Here is a 17,915-nt window from a genome sequence, read left to right on the forward strand (position 1 = left end):
ATTTTGGACTACTTCATGGTTGTTACGGCGAGGCCGTCGATGAACCGGCGCTGCGCGATCAGGAATGCAAGGAGAAGTGGGGCGACGATAATCACGGCGCCGGCCATCAGCGGACCGAGGAACTGCCCGGCTTCATCGTCACGGAAGAGCAGGATGCCGAGCGCGGGCGTGGAAATCTCCGCGCGACGCACCGCGATGAGCGGCCAGAACAAGTCGTTCCAATGGGCCACCACCGAGAAGATGCCAAAGGCGGCCAGCGCCGGCGCCGTCATGGGGATCATGATGCGCCAGATGATCTCGAACTCGCCGAGCCCATCTAGGCGGGCTGCGTGAATGATCTCGTCGGGTATGGAGCGAAAGAATTGCCGCAGCAGAAAAATGCCGAAAGTGGAGATCGCCCACGGCAGGATCAGCGCGGCATAGGTGTCCAGAAACCCGAACACGTTCAGCATAACGAAATGCGGAATGGCGAGAGCCTGAGGCGGCAGCAGCAGGCCGACCAGCACCGCGGAGAACAAGGTGTCCCGCCCACGAAAACGCAGCTTCGCAAGTGCATAGGCGCAGGGAATGCAGACAAGGAGCTGCAGCGCAAAGATCGCCGCGCACACCAGTACCCCGTTCAGCAGAAAGCTGAACATCGGCGCCGCCGTTAGCGCGATGCGGTAATTCTCGCCCCCATGAAAGGCCGTCGGCCAAAGGCGGAAGTCGGCCTGAAAAATCTCTTGCGGCGGTTTGAGCGACAGGCTCACCATCCAGACGAACGGCAACAGCGCAAAGGCCGCGGTGAGAAGCAGAATCGCATGCCGGGCGACCCGGCCAGCGAACCGCCGGTCTGAAAAGCGGGAGATCATGAATAATGAACCCGCCGCTCGAGAAGCCGCGCCTGCGTCAGCGTCAGCAGCACGATGACTGCGAGATAGACCACGGTGAGCGCCGCGCCGTATCCCATGTGCAGGAAATCGAAACTCTCGGTGTAGAGCCGATGCAGCAGCACCTCGGACGCATAGTTCGGCCCGCCCTGGGTCAGGACGCGAACGCTGTCGAAAACCTCGAAGGACCGTTTCGCCGTCAGGATGACGACGAACATGGTGACCGGTCCGAGCATGGGTAGCGTCACGAAACGCAGCCGGTCCAGAACGCCGTCGGCGCCGTCAACGGCGGCTGCGTCGTAAAGCTGCTGCGGAACGGCCTTGAGGCCCGACACGAACAGCACCATGGCGAAACCGAAGCCTTGCCATATGCCGATCAACGCGAGAGCGAGCAGCGCCGTGCGCTCGTCCCGAAGCCAGTTCACCCCGGAAATCCCCATCACGCCCAGGGCGCGGTTCACGAGACCGATCGTCGGATGCAGCATGGTGCCCCAGACGATCGCCATGGCCGACATCGTGGACATCACAGGAAGAAAGTGCGCGGCCCTGTAGAAACCACGCAAGCCTGGACTGGTCTCGATGAGCAGAGCCACGACGAGACCGAGCAGCACGGTGCCCGGCACGACGATGGCCACATACACCAGCGTGTTGGTCAACGCCTTCCAGAAGGTCGGGTCCGCGAACAGCGCCCTGAAGTTCGCGATCCCGATAAAGTGGAAGGTAAATGATCCCAGCTGCCAGTCCGTCAGGGAGAAAAGCACGACTGCCGCGACGGGGCCGAACAGAAGGCCGACCAACAGCAGCAGTGCCGGCGATACGGCGAGCCAGGCAAGCCCGTGCTCTCCCGATCTCGTCGCCAACCTTGCTTTCGCAGCGGCCTCGCGCGGGCGATTGCAGTCAAGCGCGGTCATGCTGCAGCCTCTACCCGCTCGACCTCGCGCTGGCGCATGCCCGCGCCATCAAACTGCAGCAGGCAGGCCGGGTCGATCTGAAGGCCGACCGAACGGCCCGCCTCGGAACGCGATGCGTCGGGATGGGTACGCACGACGACGGTGCCCTGCCCGTCTGCCAGCGTCACGTTCAGGAAGATGTCAGAACCGAGATTCTCGACGCTGGCGACGACACCATTGAGTCTTCCATCCCCGGACGCGACTATGCCGACGGCTTCGGGACGAAACGCGAGGTGCGCGGTGTTGCGATGAATACCTGCAGGGAGCGATGCCCCCAAAGATACCCAGTGGGCGCGAGAAACCACGTTGATCTTCGGACTGCCGATCATCTCGGCGACCCGCAGGTCCTCCGGATCGCGATAGAGCCGCTCCGGTCGGTCGACCTGAAGCAGTTCGCCGTCCATCATCACGGCAACGCGGTCGGACATCGTCATCGCTTCTGCCTGATCGTGGGTGACGTACACGAAGGTGACGCCGAGACGGCGGTGCAGCGCGATGATTTCCGCGCGCATCTGCACCCTCAATTTGGCGTCGAGGTTGGACAGCGGCTCGTCCATCAGGAACACCGCGGGATGCCGCACCATCGCGCGGCCCAGCGCGACGCGCTGGCGCTGCCCGCCGGAAAGCTGGCCTGGCTTGCGGCGCAGCAGATGGGCGATGTCGAGCATGGAGGCCGCCTGCTCGATCTCGGCGCGGATCGCTTTTTCGACATCGCCGCGTCCCGGCAACGCACGGCCCACCAATGGCAGCCGTTGGGCGAAGCTCAGGCGCCGCGTCCGCAACGGCAAAGCGAGGTTGTCGAACACGCTAAGATGGGGATAGAGCGCGTAAGACTGGAATACCATGGCGACGTCGCGCTCCTTCGGACGCTTGTCGTCCACGCAGCGGCCGGCCACCAGCACCTCACCGCTGTTCTGCGCCTCCAACCCGGCGATGATCCGCAGCAAGGTCGATTTCCCGCATCCGGAGGGGCCCACCAGGGTGAGAAATTCCCCATCTCGAATGCTCAGCGAAACTCCCTTCACAATGGCGGTTTCGCCATAGCTCTTCTCGATATCGCGCAGTTCGATCTCAGCCATTGCCGCCTCCCCGCATCGCCTGGAGCGCACGCCCATCCATTCCGGAGACGGGAAGCCCGAGATGCGTGAGAATGGTTGGCGCGATGTCGGTGATGCAGGAAGGCTCGTGCCTCGCCACGCCAGGGCTGAAGCCCGCGCCGTCGATCATGAGAAAGGGCGCTTGCTCGCCGGCACCGAGGCCGCCGTGCTGGCCGCTGCCGAGGATGTCCGCTTTGTTGCCGGCGCGCTCTGCGACAAGGCTGGAGCCGGCGACACCGTAGGCATTAGGCTCGTCGCTCGCGCGCATTGAGACCGCAAAGGCGAGGCCGTGATCCCGGCCCTGCCCCACCGACGCCAACGCGCCGCCATCGAAAACGGTTTCCGCCCATTCCTGGCTGGCGAGGAAGTCGCCGACCAACGGCGTGCGCGCGACGAAATCGGGATGGACATAGAGCAGCGCGGAGGTGCCGTTCGAGGCGACGACCACGTCGGTCGATTCGAGGCTCTCCTTCAATCCCGCAGTGACCAGTTCCTCGTCGATGTCGATGACGCCGGTGACCGTCTGATGGCCGTGATCCGATCCGATCAGCAAGAGAACATCGTCCCTGTCGGCGAGCGTGGCCACCGCGTCCATGACGCGCCCGGCATTGCGGTCTGCCTCTTGCAACACCGCAAGATGACCAGGCGATCCCATGGGCAAGGCGTGCTGCGTGGCATCAGGCTCGCCGAGCCACAGCACCGCTAGCGCAGGCGGATCATAGGGTAACACCGCTTCGCGGATGAAGCGCTCGGTCATTGCCCGGTCGCCTTCTACATCCAGCGTGATGCGAAGCTGCTCGTCTTCCGGCAGCGGGACGCGGTCCCGGCCGAACGATCCGGCGCGATGATAGACTCGCCCAAATCCATCCGGATCGTGCGCATAGGCCGCTCCCGGCGAAACGTTGCTGAAGATGATGGCACCGCCGCTGCCCGTTAAGCGCTCGGCCAAAGTCGGCACCGCCAGCGAGCGACCGGTGACGCGCCGCTTGTGCTGCAGGAAATCGGGGCGACCCGCATCGTGCCGAACGAGGCGCCCGTTCTCCATCAGCGCCATGGTGTTGCCCTGCAAGCCGTGGCGCGCCGGATAGCAACCGGTCGCCAGGCTTGCCGAGACCACCCGCGTGCAGGACGGAAACACCGTGCGATGGGCGGCGAACTGCTCGGAGCGGGCGGCGAAGGCGGCAAGATGCGGCGTGGTCTGCGGCGTCACGAGATCGCGGCGCAGACCATCGAGGATGACGAGGATAGCACGAGGCATAGTCAGACTTTCACTTCGTTTAGCAGGACCGAAAAGACATCGTAGTTGCGGAGCGGCTTCCCTGCCCCGCCCTCAACCCGTCCGGCCTTCAGCGGGTGAGAGAGGATGAACGGCACCACCTGTTCGGCGATCCCGCCGTGAGAACGCAGCCGCTCGCCCGAGAGCTGCGAAATGTCGTGGTCGCTCGCATGGGCGCCGAGGGCGACACCGGACCTCGCCACCACGGCGATGTCGCCTTCGCGATCTTCCGGTAATTCGAAGCGCAAGCATGCTTCCTCGCGCGAAGCGACCATGCCGACGCCGGGAATCTGCCGGATGAAGTTCAACACCGCTGTGCTGGAAAGCTCCGTCCGTTGCAGATGGACACGGACAAAGCCACCCAGCGCGCCATGGTGACGCACGAAGGGATCGGTGATCGGGCAGATGACACGGGTGGCGCCTGCGCCGAACGCGTCATCCAGGAGGTCGCCAAGATAGACGACATTCGGCTCGCCGCTCGGATGGGCCATGTCGTTCATGCCATGGTCTGCAACAATCCCGAGGCAAGCGCCGAGCGCGATCATCCTTTCGAGCCGCAGATCCACCGCGCGCATGAAGGCGATCGCTTCGGGTGCATCCGGTGCATGCTTGTGCTGCACATAATCGGAAAGGGACAGATAAATCAGGTCCAGCCGGCGGGTTTCCAGCAGGCGAATTCCGGCATCGAGCACGAACAAGGAAAGATCGGCGGAATACTGGTCTGGCGCTCCACGTCCGACCAGCGCGCCGACAGCCGAGATGCCGTTCTCCATATCGGTCGCCTCGTCGGCTTTTTCGGCAGAGAAAGTGATGCCGTCGAGCCCATGACCAAGCGCCTTGCGCAGCTTGTCCTTGGCGGTAACGGCAGCAACCCTGGCTCCCGCCTGCGAGAACGCTGCCAGAATGGTCGGTGCGCGCACGGGAGTGGCGTCCACCATCATGATTTCCGCGCCGGTGTCGGGGTCGAGATAGAAGTTGCCGGAAACGCCGTGAACGGCGGGCGGCACACCGCAGACGATGGACACGTTGTTGGGGTTGGTGAACGTCGGCATTGCCGCGAGCGCAGAGGCGGCAAAACCTTCGCGCCGCATCCGGTCGATGGCGGGGATGGCGCCGGCGGCGCTGGCAGACTCGATATAGGCCGGATCGCAGCCGTCGAAACAGATGACGACAGCCGGATGTTTCGGCCATGCATAGGCGCGCCCGTTCACGCTTATCAGGGGTCTCTCAGCGCGGTGGAACGCGGGATCAGTCAGGATTCGGTCAGGCTTGTTCATGAGTAAACTTGTCGTTGAGGGTTACAGTATCGGTGAGCCACGCCGCCACGCGCAGCAGATTGCGGTCGCCGCCCTGGCAACCGACGAGCTGAACGCCGATCGGCATGCCATTCGTCCCGCGCAGCAGCGGCAGTGACACGGTCGGTAGTCCGCACAGGCTCCAGGGCATGGACATGGCGCCGGAGCCCGGTCCCTCCTCGAGGCGCGTCGCCTCGCCTGGCGCAGAGAGCGTGATCAAGGCGTCATGATCATCGAATAATGCCGCGGCCAAAGCGGTGAGACGGTCAGCCATGGTCTCAAGTTCGAGATAACGAGCGGCGCTCAACGCACGCCCGGCAACGATGCCCTCCTGCAGCGGAGGGCAGAAGCTGCGGAGCGTTTCCTCCGGCAGGGCACCGAAGCGATCTGCCAGATGAGCGTTCAGAAGGCCGTGTACGATCTCAAGCGCTCTATCGAATTCGCAGGGAAGATCGACGGCGGCCACGTCGGCAGGAAGTCCAGCGACCAAACGATCGAGCGCTCGACGCGCGTCGGGACTTGCCGTGTCCCAGCCCGGCCCGCGGACCAAACCGAGTCTCGGCGGATGCCGCAGCGCTTCGACCTCCGCGAGCCTGCAATCGAATGCGCCGGCAANTCCTCGACAGACCGCGCCAGCAGGCCCAGATGCGCCATGCGGGGGACCAGCACGTTCGATCCCCGCATGCTGGTGAAACCGAGCGATGGCTTGAAGCCGAACGCGCCGCAAAACGAAGCTGGCAGCGTCGTGGATGCCGTGTGCTGCGTGCCGAGCGTCAGCGGAACCATGTGATCGACGACGGCCGCCGCGGAGCCCGCCGACGACACGCCGGGTGACCGCGACAGATCCAACGGATTACGCGTCGGGCTGGGATGGTACATTCCGAATTCGGACGTGGTGGTCTTGCCGACGATGAGCGCCCCGGCCCGGTGCAGCACACCGACGGCTTCCGCGTCTTCCGCCGGCCGGCGACCACGCAAGCTTGCGCTGCCGTATTCGGACGGCATGTCGCTTGTATCGAACACGTCCTTCACGCCGATTGGCAGACCATGCAACGGGCCGAGCGGGAGTCCCGCGGCCTGCCATTCATCTGCCACCCGCGCACGTTTCCGCGCCACATCGGCATCCAGAAAGCTCCAGGCCTTCACCTGCGGTTCGCGAACGGCAATCCGCGCGAGGCAGGCTTCCATCACCAATGTCGCCGTTATCAGGCGATCGCGGATCGCAGTGACGATCGTGCGTGCCGACAATTCGTTCAATCGCTGGCTATTCGAAGCGAGCGCCGGCCTCTGGATAGCCAAAGCGTCGTTCATCCGCCGCACAACAGTAATGACCCGACGATCAGCCGACGCATGGATTGTCTCCCGTTTCCAAGCTCGGCGGACAGATAGAGGCTCCCCTTAACACATTTGTGACAGGTGCGGCACATTTGGGCAAAGTAAGCTGGGCTGTGGACAAATATGATGAGTTGCCATTCCGCCCCGGAAACGGGCAAACAGCGGCTCCCTGAAGCCGATTGGAGGACCCGGGGCGTGTTGATTCGAGGCCCGCAAGCGGCGCCAAACGAAGGCGAATCCGGCGATGGCCGGGCCGATGCCGCGTTGGTGGCCAAGATCTGCTGGTACTATTTCCGCGAAGGGCAAACCCAGGACGCGATCGCGCAGCGGCTGAAGATGACCCGCAAGCGCGTCAACCGGATCCTCGGCGACGCCCGGGAAAGCGGTTTCGTTCAAATCACGATCGCCGACCCGTCGGGTCAGCGCACCGAGCTCGAAGAAGAACTCATCCGCAAATTCAATCTGCGTCACGCGATCGTGGTGCCGGTCCCCATGGGCGGCACCGACGTGCGCTCTTTCATCGGAGCCGCCGCCGCGCGATACGTGGCCGAGTGCCTTCCGCCGTCGGGTTCGCTGGGAATCACCTGGGGCGGCACCATCAATGCCGCCGCCCAAAACCTGCCGCAGCGATCAGGAGACGGCACCCGCGTGGTGCTGATGTCCGGCGGGCTGGCCGAAAGCGCGCCGATCAATCCATATGACAATGCGACGATGATTGCCCGGGCGCTCGGCGCGCGATGCTATTATCTGACCGCGCCGATGTTCGCCGAGACGGCGGAGCTGAGGGATATCCTCGTCGCCAGCGAACCTGTTCGTTCCGTGCTCGCCATGGTGCCCTCCCTCGACGTCGCCCTGTTGAGCGCGATCGATCTCTCCGAGCAGTCAAAGGCGCTCGAATACGAGGTCATTTCTCGCGAAACCCGCGCCTCACTGCTTGAAGCGGGCGCTGTCGGCGATATTTGCGGTCACTACCTCGATTCGTCAGGTAAGCCGCTTGACCACCCCCTGGTACAGCGGACGATCAATCCGCCGATCGAGCACGTGCTGCAGATCAGGCACCGGATCCTCGCCGCGGGAGGCGAGCACAAGGTCCCCATTATTCGCGCCGGCCTGCTGGCGGGCTTTGGCCAGGTGCTGGTCACCGATGAGGCGGCGGCGTCCAAACTGCTGGATTGAGGTTCGCCTCACCACGGCAGCGAGTAGGTTTTGATATTCGTGAAGCTCTTCATGGCTTCCAGCACGCCCTCCTTATGGCCGAGGCCGGAATCCTTGATGCCGCCGAACGGCGTTAGCTCCGTCCGGTATCCCGGAACTTCCCACACGTTGACGCAGCCGACGTCGAGGGCATCGACAAAGCGGGTGATGGTGTCGAGCCGGTCGGTGCACAATCCCGCCGAAAGACCGAAGGCGGTCGAGTTGGCGACGGCGATGATGTGTTCGACGTCGTCAGGGCAGCGAAGGATCGGCAGAACCGGGCCAAAAGTCTCTTCGCGCACCAGCTCGCAATCGGGTGGAACGTGATCCAGCAGGGTCGGCGGGTAAAGCGCGCCCTCTGGCGTATTGCCGAGCAGCAGGCGGGCGCCGCCCGCAGTTGCGGCTTGGACACGTCCGGCGATTGTCGAGGCTGCCTTTGCGTTGATGACCGTCCCCACATCCGTGTCGGGGTCCATGGGATCTCCCGCCCTGAGGCGCTTCATCAGAGAGAGGGTCGCCTCGGCAAAGCGATCGGCGACATCATCGACGACCAGGACCCGCTTGACGGCGGTGCAGCGCTGCCCGGAATTTTTGGTCGCGCCCTGCACCGCCAACCCGGCGGCGCGGTCGAGATCGGCGTCCCCCATGACGATCAGGGGATCGTTCCCGCCGAGCTCGAGCACCAGTCTTCTGTATCCCACTCGTTCGGCGATTTTCTTTCCGGCGCTCACCGATCCCGTAAACGTCACCAGGTCGATGTCCGGGTCATTGATCATCGCGTCTCCCAGCGAACGCGGTTCGCCGGTGACCACGGACAACATCTCCGGCGGTAAACCCGCTTCATAAAGCAGTTCGGCAAGCGCGAGCGCGGTCAAGGGCGTCGCCTCCGCCGGCTTCAGCACGACCCTGTTGTTGGTCGCGATCGCCGGAGCAAGCTTGTGGCTGACGAGATTAAGCGGGTGGTTGAAGGGGGTGATCGCCGAGATGACGCCAAGAAGCGGTGTCCTGGTCGCGAAGATACGCCTGTCCTGCGCCCCTCCTCCGATATCGCCTGCGTAGATCGCTCCATCGTCCTGGAGCACGGCTTGCGCAGCGAATGACCAGACATCCCTGGCTCGCGTTGTTTCATATAGCGAGTCTTTCAGGCACAGGCCGCTTTCCGACGTAATGAGATGCGCAAGTCGCTCCCGGTTTGCTTCGATCGCTTCCGCCGTGGCCAGGAGGATCCGTGACCGCTCACGCCTTGTGAGCCTGGGACGGAATGTCCGGGCGATTGCGAAGGCGCGCCGAACGTGCTCCGGACTCGCCTGCGGCACTGCAGCTATCACCTGACCGGTAAAGGGGTTCCGGACCTCGATGGACGATTCCGAAACGACGTTCTCTCCTGCAATCTTCATCGGGTGATAGAGACGTGTCACATCCAACATCGACGGGCTCCATGTGGTGTTCGCTGACGATCGCAGGTTTCCAGGTGCGTGAAATCGTGCTCGCAGGGAGCGGCGCCTTTGACCGCCGCCATATTGCGATGGTGACACCGACGAGCATAAGGACACAGGTAACCACGACGCACGTCATGGAAGGCTCCCGTTGCAAGAGGGCAGCCGCAACCAGCGCCACGACGGGGACGAGCACGAGGCTCTGAGAGGCGATCTGCGAGGAAATGCGGCTGAGCGCGCGGTACCAGGCGACGAATGCCAACCCGGTCGCCACGATCAAGTTGAGCGCGATAGGCCAGCCAAGTATCGGCAATTGGGTCCAGTCAAGCCGACGTTCGAGCAGCAGCGACGCAACGATGACGACTGCCCCCGCGGTCGCCAATTGAAAGACGGCACGGTGCCACGCATTGAGGTCGCCGGCCGCGCGTTTATGGATCCATGTTCCCAGTGCCCAACTGAAAGCCGCCATCGAAAGCAACGCGAGCCCCAGGATGCCATGAGATGTCGCCACCGCAATAGTGCCCGACGCCAGCATCGCAAGACCAAGCATGCCGCAGGCCAGTGCAACAACATCGACGAGCGATTGCATTTGGCGACCGATCGTCCATTCGATCGTAACGAGCCACAACGGCATCGCATAGAAGATCAGGGTGCGGGCGCCGCCATCGAGATACTCCCAGCCGACAATGGCGACCCCGAGGCCTCCGACGATTTGAGGGAGACCCACCGCGACAAGCCTGCCCTTCCCTTCACCGCTCTGGAGTACGTCTCCGAGGCACAGGCGGACAACACCGATCGCGATGGCCCCGCCGAGCAAACAGATGCCGGTGAAAAATAACGGCGGCGAAGACGGCAAGGCATCCTTGATCGCAAGCCAGTTCGCGCCCCAAATCACGACCACGAATGAGAGGCGACGGAAGCTGGCCAGCCTATTGACCGCCTGATGTTTCACCCGGCCACTCCCGCCGGCACGGCCTGCAGATCGAAAGCCTCCGGCTGGTTCAGCGCGATCTGGAACGCTTCCTTGTTTTCCTCCGGGCTGTGACGCGACGTCACCCGGGGTAGCGAGCGCGCATGCGATTGATTGACCTTGCAGAGCAGGAAGTGCGGCCCCTCGGTCGACAGGCCTCGCGCAACCGCCTCGCCCAGTTCGGTACCGGTTACGCACCGGCTGACCGCCCGGTACCCGCAGGCCTTGGCGACGGCTTCGAGCGAGGAAGTTACCGAGGTGGATTCCTGCTTCCCGGTTGAGACGTAGCCTTCGTTATCGAGCACGATGTGCAGGAAATTTCGGGGAGATGCGTACCCGATCGTGGATAACACTCCCATATGCATCAGCACCGCGCCATCGCCATCGAGCGCGATCACGCGACGCGATGGATGCGCCAGCGCGACGCCGGCAGCCACCGCGCTGCAATGGCCCAGCGATCCCTGCATGTAGAAATTCTCCGGACGGTCGCTCACGCGAAATAGCTCCCGGGAGATGAACCCGGTCGTTGAGACGACGAGATCAGTGGGTCGCAGGGCTTCGCTGATCATTTCCAGGGCACTTCCGACGCTGAGCGGGTAGCCTTCCGCTTGCTGCTCGCCATTGGCGACGACGCCGAGGCCCGCCGACAGCTGACCTTTCCGGACCAGAATCGCAAACGAGACCGATCGCTGGAATGCCTCCTCGGCCTTCAGGAGGCTTGCTGTTAAACCCTGCGGCGTCCCGTCGAACTCGCTCCACGGGATTGCCAATTGGTCGAGCAACGCGTGGGTATTGGCACCCATGATGCGATGCTGCGGCTCGTCCTCGGGCTCGTCCGTATGTCCCCGCACAGAGATCAGAAGCAGCGTCGGAATAGAGTTGACCTGCACCAGCGATGTCAGCGGATTGATGATGTTTCCCAGTCCGGAATTCTGCAGGGCGACGACGCTTCGTCGTCCCGCCAGCGCCGCGCCGACGGCAAATGCCAGCGCGCTGCCTTCGTTCGCCGCCGGGACCGACGCAATATCGCGGTCCAGGGATACCTGCTCGAACAGATCAGCGAAATTGGAGCAAGGCACCCCGGAAAAGAACTCATATTTCTGCTGCTTCAGCAGGCCCAAGAGGGTCGTTGTCGACAAGGTCATTTCAGGTTTCCTCCCGATAGGACGATTTTTTCCGGCACCAAGACAGAGCGGAACGTTTGGTGCCGTCAGCATCGACGACACCAGGATCAGGCGAAACGCCTTCAAGCAGCGATATTGTTCAGATAGGCGCTTGTTTCAGCTCGGTCTGTTGGCGAGCTTTCGTGCCGTGATGAGACTTCGGTTGCAAATCGACTTGCGATAGTCGACGTGCTGAAAGCCTGCGCCTTCCATGAGGGACCGCATGTCCTCGAAGCTGTAGCAGCAGCCCTCATAGCTGGTGGTCAGCAGGACCGAATATTCGGCTTCCTCGACCGGCGCAGGCCCGCCTCGATCGTCCGGGTGGCAGCTGTAAACGGCCACCCGACCGCCGGGCAGCAGGCTCTGGTAGGATTTGTCCAGCAGCATCCGCACTTTTTCCGGTCCCCAATTGTGAAGCACATGCGAATAGAGATGGAGAGAAGCGGTTTGGGGGAATGGATCGACGAACATATCTCCGGCGATCACGCGCGCTCTTGGCGCCGTCAGCTTGCGCTCGGCAAGGCATCGCGTGGCGAGTTGATCGACCGGGGGACGCTCCAATATCATCGCCGACAGATTGGGATATCGGCCCAGCAGGTGCGCGGAATAGACCCCGGATCCTCCTGCCACATCCAGGACGGCCGTGTCGTGCGTACAATCGAGCAGGCGCACGAGCTCGGGAGCAAAAATCCGCCCACGCTCCTCCATTCCGCGCGTATTCAGATAGGCGAAATCGTCGGTTTGCATCAGCTCGTCAAAGTTGGTCGCGCCACCACGCTCGACGTGCCACGTATCAGGTGTGTCCAGGCGTAATACGTCGTAAATCTCCCGGACAGACGATTTGTATTTCATGACGGCAACGTAGGAGGAAATGTTCTCGCTCGAGTTACGGCTCAGGTACCGCCGCGCCGATTCCGTAGCGAAAAGCTTGCCGTCGACATTGGCGATCAGTCCCCAGGACTCGAAGAGCCTGACCATCGTTCGCGTCGGCCGTTCCTTGATCTGAAAATGCCCGCGCAGCTCCGCTTCGCTCGCCGGTGTCTGGTCGAGATAGGTGAAGAGATCGAGCCATGAGACAGCCGCGATATAAAGGTCAGCCGCATAGGAACTATCGCGCCATCGGATCACCTGGGCGATGTCAGGTGCAGGTAGCTGGTTTGGTATTGAAGCCGCTAGTGTTGAATGAAGCATGACGCGATCTCCGCATTCGAAGGGTTCTACGCTGTGGGATGAGAGTTGGAGAATCACGCCTTCGCGTGACCGTTTCCGTTGCATGTCGGCAGGTATCGCTCCTCGGCGGTAGCGAGTTCGCCGTAACGCAACAGACCAAAGACCTCGTCGAGCGTGGCGACTTCGCCTTCAATGCCGGCGATGCTTTCCTCGGCGATAATGCAGCCGCAAATGTCCCTCATCCCGGCGATCGCCGCCCGCATCGAATGGTTGGCCCAGATCACCGTGGAGATGCCGGCTTCGCGATAAGCGGAGACGGGCGTTCGATAGTATTTGGTGGGGACGATCACGACGGGAAGCCGGTTCTGCCAGGCGGCGGCGAAAGCGAGGATCTCGTCCGCCACGCTCTTGCGCGAATGAATGAGGATGGCGTCAGCTCCGGCCTCGGCATAGGCATGGGCGCGCGCAAGCGCCTCGTCCATTCCGTGGCCTGCGATCAGCGCCTCGATCCGGGCGACGAGGACCAGGTCGTCGCCTACCGTATCTTTCACAGCGCGCAGCCGGCCCGCGAATTCGCCGGTATCGGCAAGCGGATGCCGATCGCCGACGAACGAATTCATCTTGGGAAAGCCCTTGTCCTCCAGCGCGACGCCGCCGGCGCCGCGTTGCTGCAGCTTGCGGGCCAGGAGGCGCGCGTTGTTGAAATTGCCAAAGCCGCTGTCGCCGTCGACAAGCACCGGAAGGTCGGTCGAGTCCACCATCCGCTCGACGACATCGACGAGTTGGGTCCAGGAGGCCTCGTTGGCGTCGCGGTAGCCGAGCGAGCACGAAATTGACAGGCCCGACGCCCAGATTCCCTTGAAGCCTGCGCGCTCGGCGATGGCGCCCGACAGACCGTCGTGGGCCTCCATCAGGAAGGAGAGCTCGTGATTGCACGAAATCTGGTTACGAAGCCTGTCCGCCGCGCGCGATGCGGCGTGGTGGTAACTGCCGTTGACGACGACTGATTGTTTTTGCGGTTGCATGCCGAACTCCTTGAATGTCCCGTCTGCAATCATGACGATTGACTAACAACAGTTGTGACACGTTTATGCACCACGTCAATATCTAATTCTAGTTGATGATCGAAATATCTAATTGTAGTTGATCTCGAGTCGTGTGGAGCGGATGCAGTGCTACTTCAGCAATTGGTGCAACCGGGAAGCGATTCGGCCCCTGACCTCGCGCAGTCAGATCGGCACCACGACTGAGGCACAGCAGAACCGCGGGAAAAATGCCGTCACGAAAGCGTGAAGCCAACTGCTCATCGAATTTTGATGTCTATCCGAACGAGTATCACTACGATGCCGCAACTGCGCCAAATAACGAGCGTTAGATGGACGACTTTGCTCCTCGGTTGGGTGGGGGTCGCATGCAAACAACCATTCTGGACGACCATGGACGCGCATGGGACGCGCGATCCCCGGCCCTCAGAAGCTTCCTGCACTGCTCACTTCCTGACTTCGATTTTCTGACCTACCTCGTCGAAAATCTTGGATTTGTGGCTGTCACGAAAATCGCTCCCAATGCGGCGCGCATCCGATTTCGGCCGGAAACGGTGTCCCAGACCAGCATCGCCGCCGCTCTGTACTGTCTTGCTGATATGGGGATCGAGCGCACCATCATTTCCGGCCCGGAGCAGTTCGTCGAGAAGCTTTTACCAAGCTTCGCGCAGACGATTGCCTACATTGCCGAGCTGATTGCTACGAGCCATCAGCAACCTTCTTCCGCATTCACGAGCAGAGAGCTGCCGCTCGAAACACTTCCAAAGACGGACGGAGCACTTTCATCCCTTTTCGCGCAATGGATTAATTCGAAGCAGGTTTACGATTCAGCGACGCTGGCCGACGTGCTGGCTAAATCGTTTCGCGCGCGCTTCATGCTTGTCGAGCCCGTGGATGGCCGCCTGACCATTACTGACGTTGGATCCGGCTTTGAGATTTTCGGCGAGACCTGGCGGAAGAATGCGCGGGGCCTGCCGATGGAAGAACAACCGGATTACGTTTACGGCCAGTGGGTGCAAGGCATTTACCGCCGCGTCCAGGAGACGCGACTGCCGCGCCTGGACGAGGTGAACGCCACGATCAGACGGCCAGACAGGAACGATAGCATTCACTGCCATTATCAGCGTCTCATCCTGCCGTTCACCTGCAACGGGGGGCCATGCCTTCTCGGCGCGTCGGTCGTTGACTTCTGGGAGCAACAATCCGCCCTAGATCGCCGGGCTGTCGAAGAATGTCCGGCGTAGATCAATCCGCCCTTCCCTGATGCGGTAGACATCTGCAAAACGCATGCTGAGATCGCGCCCATTCTTGGCAACGCCGGAAAAGCTGCCCCAGCACGCAATGTTTGCGCCGTCGCTCAGCACCCGCTCGACGCGGTGCTGGCCGAGCGAAATAATCCGTTTCGTCAGGTAGAAGTCCAGGATAGCCGGCTTTCCGACGAACGGCTCATAACCCGGTCGTTCGTAGATTGCCTCGTCATGGAGAAATTCGGATAGCCCTGCCCAGTCCCGGCCGTCGATGCAACCGAACAACCCTTTGACTAGCCCTTCCGGATCCTCGTGATCCAATGTTCGGATGTTCATACCCGCCTCGCCTTGCGACATCAGTGATTCGCCTCCTCGGCAACGCGGGACTCGATGACAGGAACGGCAACCCGACCCATCATGGTTGCGAGATCGGCGAGGAGTTCGTCTGACGGCATCCAGCCCAGTCCGCAACGCATCTCGCCAAGCGGCGACGCCACAAGTTCGATGCAGCTACGCTCGATCTTCGTGTATCCGGCACGCTCCGCCAAGCCGCCGGCAATGACGCCATCGGCCATCATGCCGATCGTGAAATCGCTATTCCAGCGTGTGAAGGCATATGCCCGCCCAATGCGCGACTGGATGGATGCAAGGTCCTTGCCTCTGAAATCGCGCCGATACCAGACGGCACCGGAAAAGACCACGCGCCCGTTGATTTTCTCGGCAATCGGCGTGGTGATCTTGCAGCGATCTCCACGCGCGAATGCGGCATCGGGATCGGCAAAGAACATTCGCAGCGAAGCTGCTTCGTCCTTGAGAGACGTTTCCGGCCAATCAAAGATGCGCCCCGCCTGGGTTGTGACGACCTCCCCATGCTTGTTCCGCCCGATCAGGACAAAGGCTGTCTCCGGCGTAACGCCGCCCAAAGCCTCGTCAAAAACCGGCACAAGCGGGCGCCAGCTATCGGAATTGCTCCTGTTGGCTTCAAGGAGATCCTGCAGGCTGCCAAAGGACAGTGTTACGCCGAGATCCCTTGCAGCGGTGTCCGCCCAGAGGAAGAACCGCCCGAGCAGGTCCACGGGGCCGTATTTGATCTTGAGATGAGCAGGCAGGCGCCCTGATCTCGGAAGAGGCTCTTGCATGGGCTATACATTCCCCCATTCTCACATCGTGTGGTTGAGGGCTAATAATCCGTGCATTTGTAACCCGCATGACATAATTCTAGTTGATATTACCGCCTAGGAGTTGATATGCCATTTCCACCATTCCAGTTGATTGTACCCAGCAAGAATTCAACCGCGGTGATTGATGCCTTCTGAACCTTCCGCGAAGAAATCGAAATCCCGTGCGCCGAACAGGCGCGGCGGCAAAATCAGGATTTCGTCGAAGAAGCCGACTCACGTCGACGAACACGTTGGGAAGCGGCTGCGTCTCAGGCGCAATCTCCTTGGCCTGAGTCAGGACGAACTGGCAAGGCGTCTTGGACTGACGTCGCAGCTCATCCAAAAGTACGAGGCCGGGGAAACCCGGATCAGCGCATCGAGACTTTACGGCATCGCTACACAGCTTGCCGTCCCGATCACATGGTTCTTCGACGAGCTGGAAGGCAAGAAGCGACCGTCCGCCGAATCCAGGCAAACCTCCGAAGCGCAGGATTGGAGTGAACTCGTCACGAAGCGAGAGTCGCGTCAGCTCCTCGAGCTGTATTTCGGCATCAATGACGAGCGCCTGCGCCGAAAAGTGATGGAAGTCGCGCAGCTTCTGAAGGCAACTGACGCTGAATAGGAGCCAGCAGGAAACGGGAGTGACGCGAACTGCGTCGTCGGCCTCACGATGATGAAGAGCTGAGGCGTGACCCGTCCATTGCGGGAGGGAAGCCGATAGCGTCCCCATAGGGCGACATGCGGTGCGCGTGAAAGAACAGCTCGACCAGCCGCCCCCGTTTGCCCGCGAGGGAAAAGATGTATTCCGGCGACTCCGCTTCCATCTCGGCAATCAAGACCTTCGCGATCCGGTCAACGCGGCTCGAGCCATGCTCCCAGCCGAAGCCTATGCCGAGCTTGTTCGCGACCGCCTCCAGCATGCCTTCCCGCGTATTGACGACGATCGCAGGCATTGGGCGCAGTCCCGCCAGCCGGAAGGCTTTATCGACCGTGCGCTGTGCCGAGGAGTCGCGGGAGCGAAACACCAGCGGGTGCTCCATCAGGTTTACAATCGCAACCGGTGTCTGGCTGGCCAGCGTGTAGCCCGGATGGCACATCGCCACCACGCGCTGCTGGATGCAGGCTTCGCGGCGAAAACGGTTGTCGTCGGGGACTTCGGGCAGCACGGCAACATCGACCCGCTGGTCCACCACCGCGCCGACAATGGTCGACCAGCTGCCGATCTCTATGCTGATCTGGACCTTCGGGAACAGCTTTCGAAAGGTCGCGATCAGCAACATGCCGGGCATGGCGTTGCCGAGCCCGATGCGCAACTCGCCGCCCGACAATTCGTCACGCTGCTGCAGGATCGCGAGCGCTTCGGCTTCGATCGATTGCACCTTGTTGGTCGCAGCATAGAGCCTGCGACAAAGCGTCGTCGCGATCAGCGTGTGTCCGTGGCGGTCGAACAACGCTACCTCGTATTCAGCCTCCAGCTCGCGCACGAGCTGGGCCACCGCCGGCTGCGAAACCCCTAGCCGGCGTGCTGCGGCAGCAAATGTGCCGGTCTCGAATACCGCATTGACCGCGCGCACGCGGGACCAGGTCAACGCCACAGCGCACATTCCCAGGTTGCGGCCGACGTTCCGACGTTTCAAACACGGCCAAAAGGACTTCTTGGGTCCAGCATAAGATTGGCCTTTGAACGTTATGTGACTGTCAGACCGTCCG

16 protein-coding genes and 2 pseudogenes are annotated in these 17,915 nt (G+C 62.0%); 3 read left to right on the plus strand and 15 right to left on the minus strand.

What is annotated here, in order from left to right; genetic code table 11:
- Positions 1–8: 8 nt before the first annotated feature.
- The 7 genes and pseudogenes from CQ14_RS06060 to CQ14_RS47530 form a co-directional block, all read right to left on the minus strand.
- Positions 9–851 (minus strand): carbohydrate ABC transporter permease, encoded by an 843-nt coding sequence (locus tag CQ14_RS06060; protein WP_057857018.1) that lies wholly within the window; start codon positions 849–851, stop codon positions 9–11.
- The gene (locus CQ14_RS06065; protein WP_082649723.1) at positions 848–1,780 is read right to left on the minus strand and encodes a carbohydrate ABC transporter permease; all 933 of its coding nucleotides are present in this window, start codon (positions 1,778–1,780) and stop codon (positions 848–850) included. Before CQ14_RS06065 ends, CQ14_RS06060 begins: the two co-directional genes overlap by 4 nt.
- Complete coding sequence (locus CQ14_RS06070; RefSeq protein WP_057857019.1) at positions 1,777–2,898, minus strand: ABC transporter ATP-binding protein; 1,122 nt, start codon at positions 2,896–2,898, stop codon at positions 1,777–1,779. Before CQ14_RS06070 ends, CQ14_RS06065 begins: the two co-directional genes overlap by 4 nt.
- Entirely contained in the window at positions 2,891–4,174 is a 1,284-nt protein-coding gene (locus tag CQ14_RS06075) for an alkaline phosphatase family protein (RefSeq protein WP_057857020.1), read from the minus strand. Before CQ14_RS06075 ends, CQ14_RS06070 begins: the two co-directional genes overlap by 8 nt.
- Positions 4,175–4,176: 2 nt before the next feature.
- Positions 4,177–5,469, minus strand: coding sequence for a phosphonoacetate hydrolase (phnA, locus tag CQ14_RS06080; protein ID WP_057857021.1), 1,293 nt, complete (start codon positions 5,467–5,469; stop codon positions 4,177–4,179).
- Positions 5,456–6,037 carry an amidase family protein gene (locus CQ14_RS47525; RefSeq protein WP_283807200.1) on the minus strand — a complete coding sequence of 194 codons (582 nt, stop codon included), beginning with the start codon at positions 6,035–6,037 and terminating at the stop codon, positions 5,456–5,458. Before CQ14_RS47525 ends, phnA begins: the two co-directional genes overlap by 14 nt.
- A 66-nt stretch (positions 6,038–6,103) precedes the next feature.
- Positions 6,104–6,798 (minus strand): annotated as a pseudogene (locus CQ14_RS47530) (amidase); the annotation flags it as partial.
- A gap of 219 nt (positions 6,799–7,017) precedes the next feature.
- Here CQ14_RS47530 and CQ14_RS06090 point away from each other — a divergent pair.
- Entirely contained in the window at positions 7,018–7,998 is a 981-nt protein-coding gene (locus CQ14_RS06090) for a sugar-binding transcriptional regulator (protein ID WP_057857022.1), read from the plus strand.
- Positions 7,999–8,006: 8 nt separating this feature from the next.
- Here the strand turns inward: CQ14_RS06090 and phnY are convergent, their stop codons facing one another.
- From phnY to aepX, 5 genes and pseudogenes are all read right to left on the minus strand, one after another.
- Entirely contained in the window at positions 8,007–9,443 is a 1,437-nt protein-coding gene (phnY, locus tag CQ14_RS06095) for a phosphonoacetaldehyde dehydrogenase (protein WP_057857023.1), read from the minus strand.
- 106 nt (positions 9,444–9,549) lie between these two features.
- Positions 9,550–10,404 (minus strand): annotated as a pseudogene (locus CQ14_RS06100) (DMT family transporter); the annotation flags it as partial.
- Positions 10,401–11,639 carry a phosphonopyruvate decarboxylase gene (aepY, locus tag CQ14_RS06105; RefSeq protein ID WP_245320232.1) on the minus strand — a complete coding sequence of 413 codons (1,239 nt, stop codon included), beginning with the start codon at positions 11,637–11,639 and terminating at the stop codon, positions 10,401–10,403. The pseudogene CQ14_RS06100 and the gene aepY, both read right to left, overlap by 4 nt.
- Positions 11,640–11,702: 63 nt before the next feature.
- On the minus strand, positions 11,703–12,776 hold the full coding sequence (locus tag CQ14_RS06110) for a methyltransferase (RefSeq protein WP_057857025.1): 1,074 nt from the start codon (positions 12,774–12,776) through the stop codon (positions 11,703–11,705).
- A gap of 53 nt (positions 12,777–12,829) precedes the next feature.
- Positions 12,830–13,780 (minus strand): phosphoenolpyruvate mutase, encoded by a 951-nt coding sequence (aepX, locus tag CQ14_RS06115; RefSeq protein WP_057857222.1) that lies wholly within the window; start codon positions 13,778–13,780, stop codon positions 12,830–12,832.
- Between the two features lie 350 nt (positions 13,781–14,130).
- Between aepX and CQ14_RS06120 the strand changes: the two genes are divergently transcribed.
- Positions 14,131–15,042, plus strand: coding sequence for a hypothetical protein (locus CQ14_RS06120; RefSeq protein ID WP_057857026.1), 912 nt, complete (start codon positions 14,131–14,133; stop codon positions 15,040–15,042).
- Here CQ14_RS06120 and CQ14_RS06125 read toward each other — a convergent pair.
- Positions 15,007–15,402 (minus strand): nuclear transport factor 2 family protein, encoded by a 396-nt coding sequence (locus CQ14_RS06125; protein WP_057857027.1) that lies wholly within the window; start codon positions 15,400–15,402, stop codon positions 15,007–15,009. The genes CQ14_RS06120 and CQ14_RS06125 overlap by 36 nt on opposite strands.
- A complete protein-coding gene (locus CQ14_RS06130) occupies positions 15,402–16,121 on the minus strand; it encodes a hypothetical protein (protein WP_245320215.1) in 720 nt (239 codons plus the stop codon). Before CQ14_RS06130 ends, CQ14_RS06125 begins: the two co-directional genes overlap by 1 nt.
- A 229-nt stretch (positions 16,122–16,350) precedes the next feature.
- Here CQ14_RS06130 and CQ14_RS06135 point away from each other — a divergent pair, with 229 nt between their 5' ends.
- Positions 16,351–16,827, plus strand: coding sequence for a helix-turn-helix domain-containing protein (locus tag CQ14_RS06135; RefSeq protein ID WP_199805448.1), 477 nt, complete (start codon positions 16,351–16,353; stop codon positions 16,825–16,827).
- 43 nt (positions 16,828–16,870) lie between these two features.
- Here the strand turns inward: CQ14_RS06135 and CQ14_RS06140 are convergent, their stop codons facing one another.
- The gene (locus tag CQ14_RS06140) at positions 16,871–17,779 is read right to left on the minus strand and encodes a LysR family transcriptional regulator (RefSeq protein WP_245320216.1); all 909 of its coding nucleotides are present in this window, start codon (positions 17,777–17,779) and stop codon (positions 16,871–16,873) included.
- Positions 17,780–17,915 lie beyond the last annotated feature (136 nt).

Source organism: Bradyrhizobium lablabi (assembly GCF_001440475.1).
Taxonomy (GTDB): domain Bacteria; phylum Pseudomonadota; class Alphaproteobacteria; order Rhizobiales; family Xanthobacteraceae; genus Bradyrhizobium; species Bradyrhizobium lablabi.

What these genes read in the sequence shown, in the direction of transcription:
- CQ14_RS06060 (WP_057857018.1), bottom strand. Translation starts at nt 851, where the DNA reads ATGATCTCCCGCTTTTCAGACCGGCGGTTCGCTGGCCGGGTCGCCCGG.
- CQ14_RS06065 (WP_082649723.1), bottom strand. Translation starts at nt 1,780, where the DNA reads ATGACCGCGCTTGACTGCAATCGCCCGCGCGAGGCCGCTGCGAAAGCA.
- CQ14_RS06070 (WP_057857019.1), bottom strand. Translation starts at nt 2,898, where the DNA reads ATGGCTGAGATCGAACTGCGCGATATCGAGAAGAGCTATGGCGAAACC.
- CQ14_RS06075 (WP_057857020.1), bottom strand. Translation starts at nt 4,174, where the DNA reads ATGCCTCGTGCTATCCTCGTCATCCTCGATGGTCTGCGCCGCGATCTC.
- phnA (WP_057857021.1), bottom strand. Translation starts at nt 5,469, where the DNA reads ATGAACAAGCCTGACCGAATCCTGACTGATCCCGCGTTCCACCGCGCT.
- phnY (WP_057857023.1), bottom strand. Translation starts at nt 9,443, where the DNA reads ATGTTGGATGTGACACGTCTCTATCACCCGATGAAGATTGCAGGAGAG.
- aepY (WP_245320232.1), bottom strand. Translation starts at nt 11,639, where the DNA reads ATGCTGACGGCACCAAACGTTCCGCTCTGTCTTGGTGCCGGAAAAAAT.
- CQ14_RS06110 (WP_057857025.1), bottom strand. Translation starts at nt 12,776, where the DNA reads ATGCTTCATTCAACACTAGCGGCTTCAATACCAAACCAGCTACCTGCA.
- aepX (WP_057857222.1), bottom strand. Translation starts at nt 13,780, where the DNA reads ATGCAACCGCAAAAACAATCAGTCGTCGTCAACGGCAGTTACCACCAC.
- CQ14_RS06120 (WP_057857026.1), top strand. Translation starts at nt 14,131, where the DNA reads ATGGACGACTTTGCTCCTCGGTTGGGTGGGGGTCGCATGCAAACAACC.
- CQ14_RS06125 (WP_057857027.1), bottom strand. Translation starts at nt 15,402, where the DNA reads ATGTCGCAAGGCGAGGCGGGTATGAACATCCGAACATTGGATCACGAG.
- CQ14_RS06135 (WP_199805448.1), top strand. Translation starts at nt 16,351, where the DNA reads ATGCCTTCTGAACCTTCCGCGAAGAAATCGAAATCCCGTGCGCCGAAC.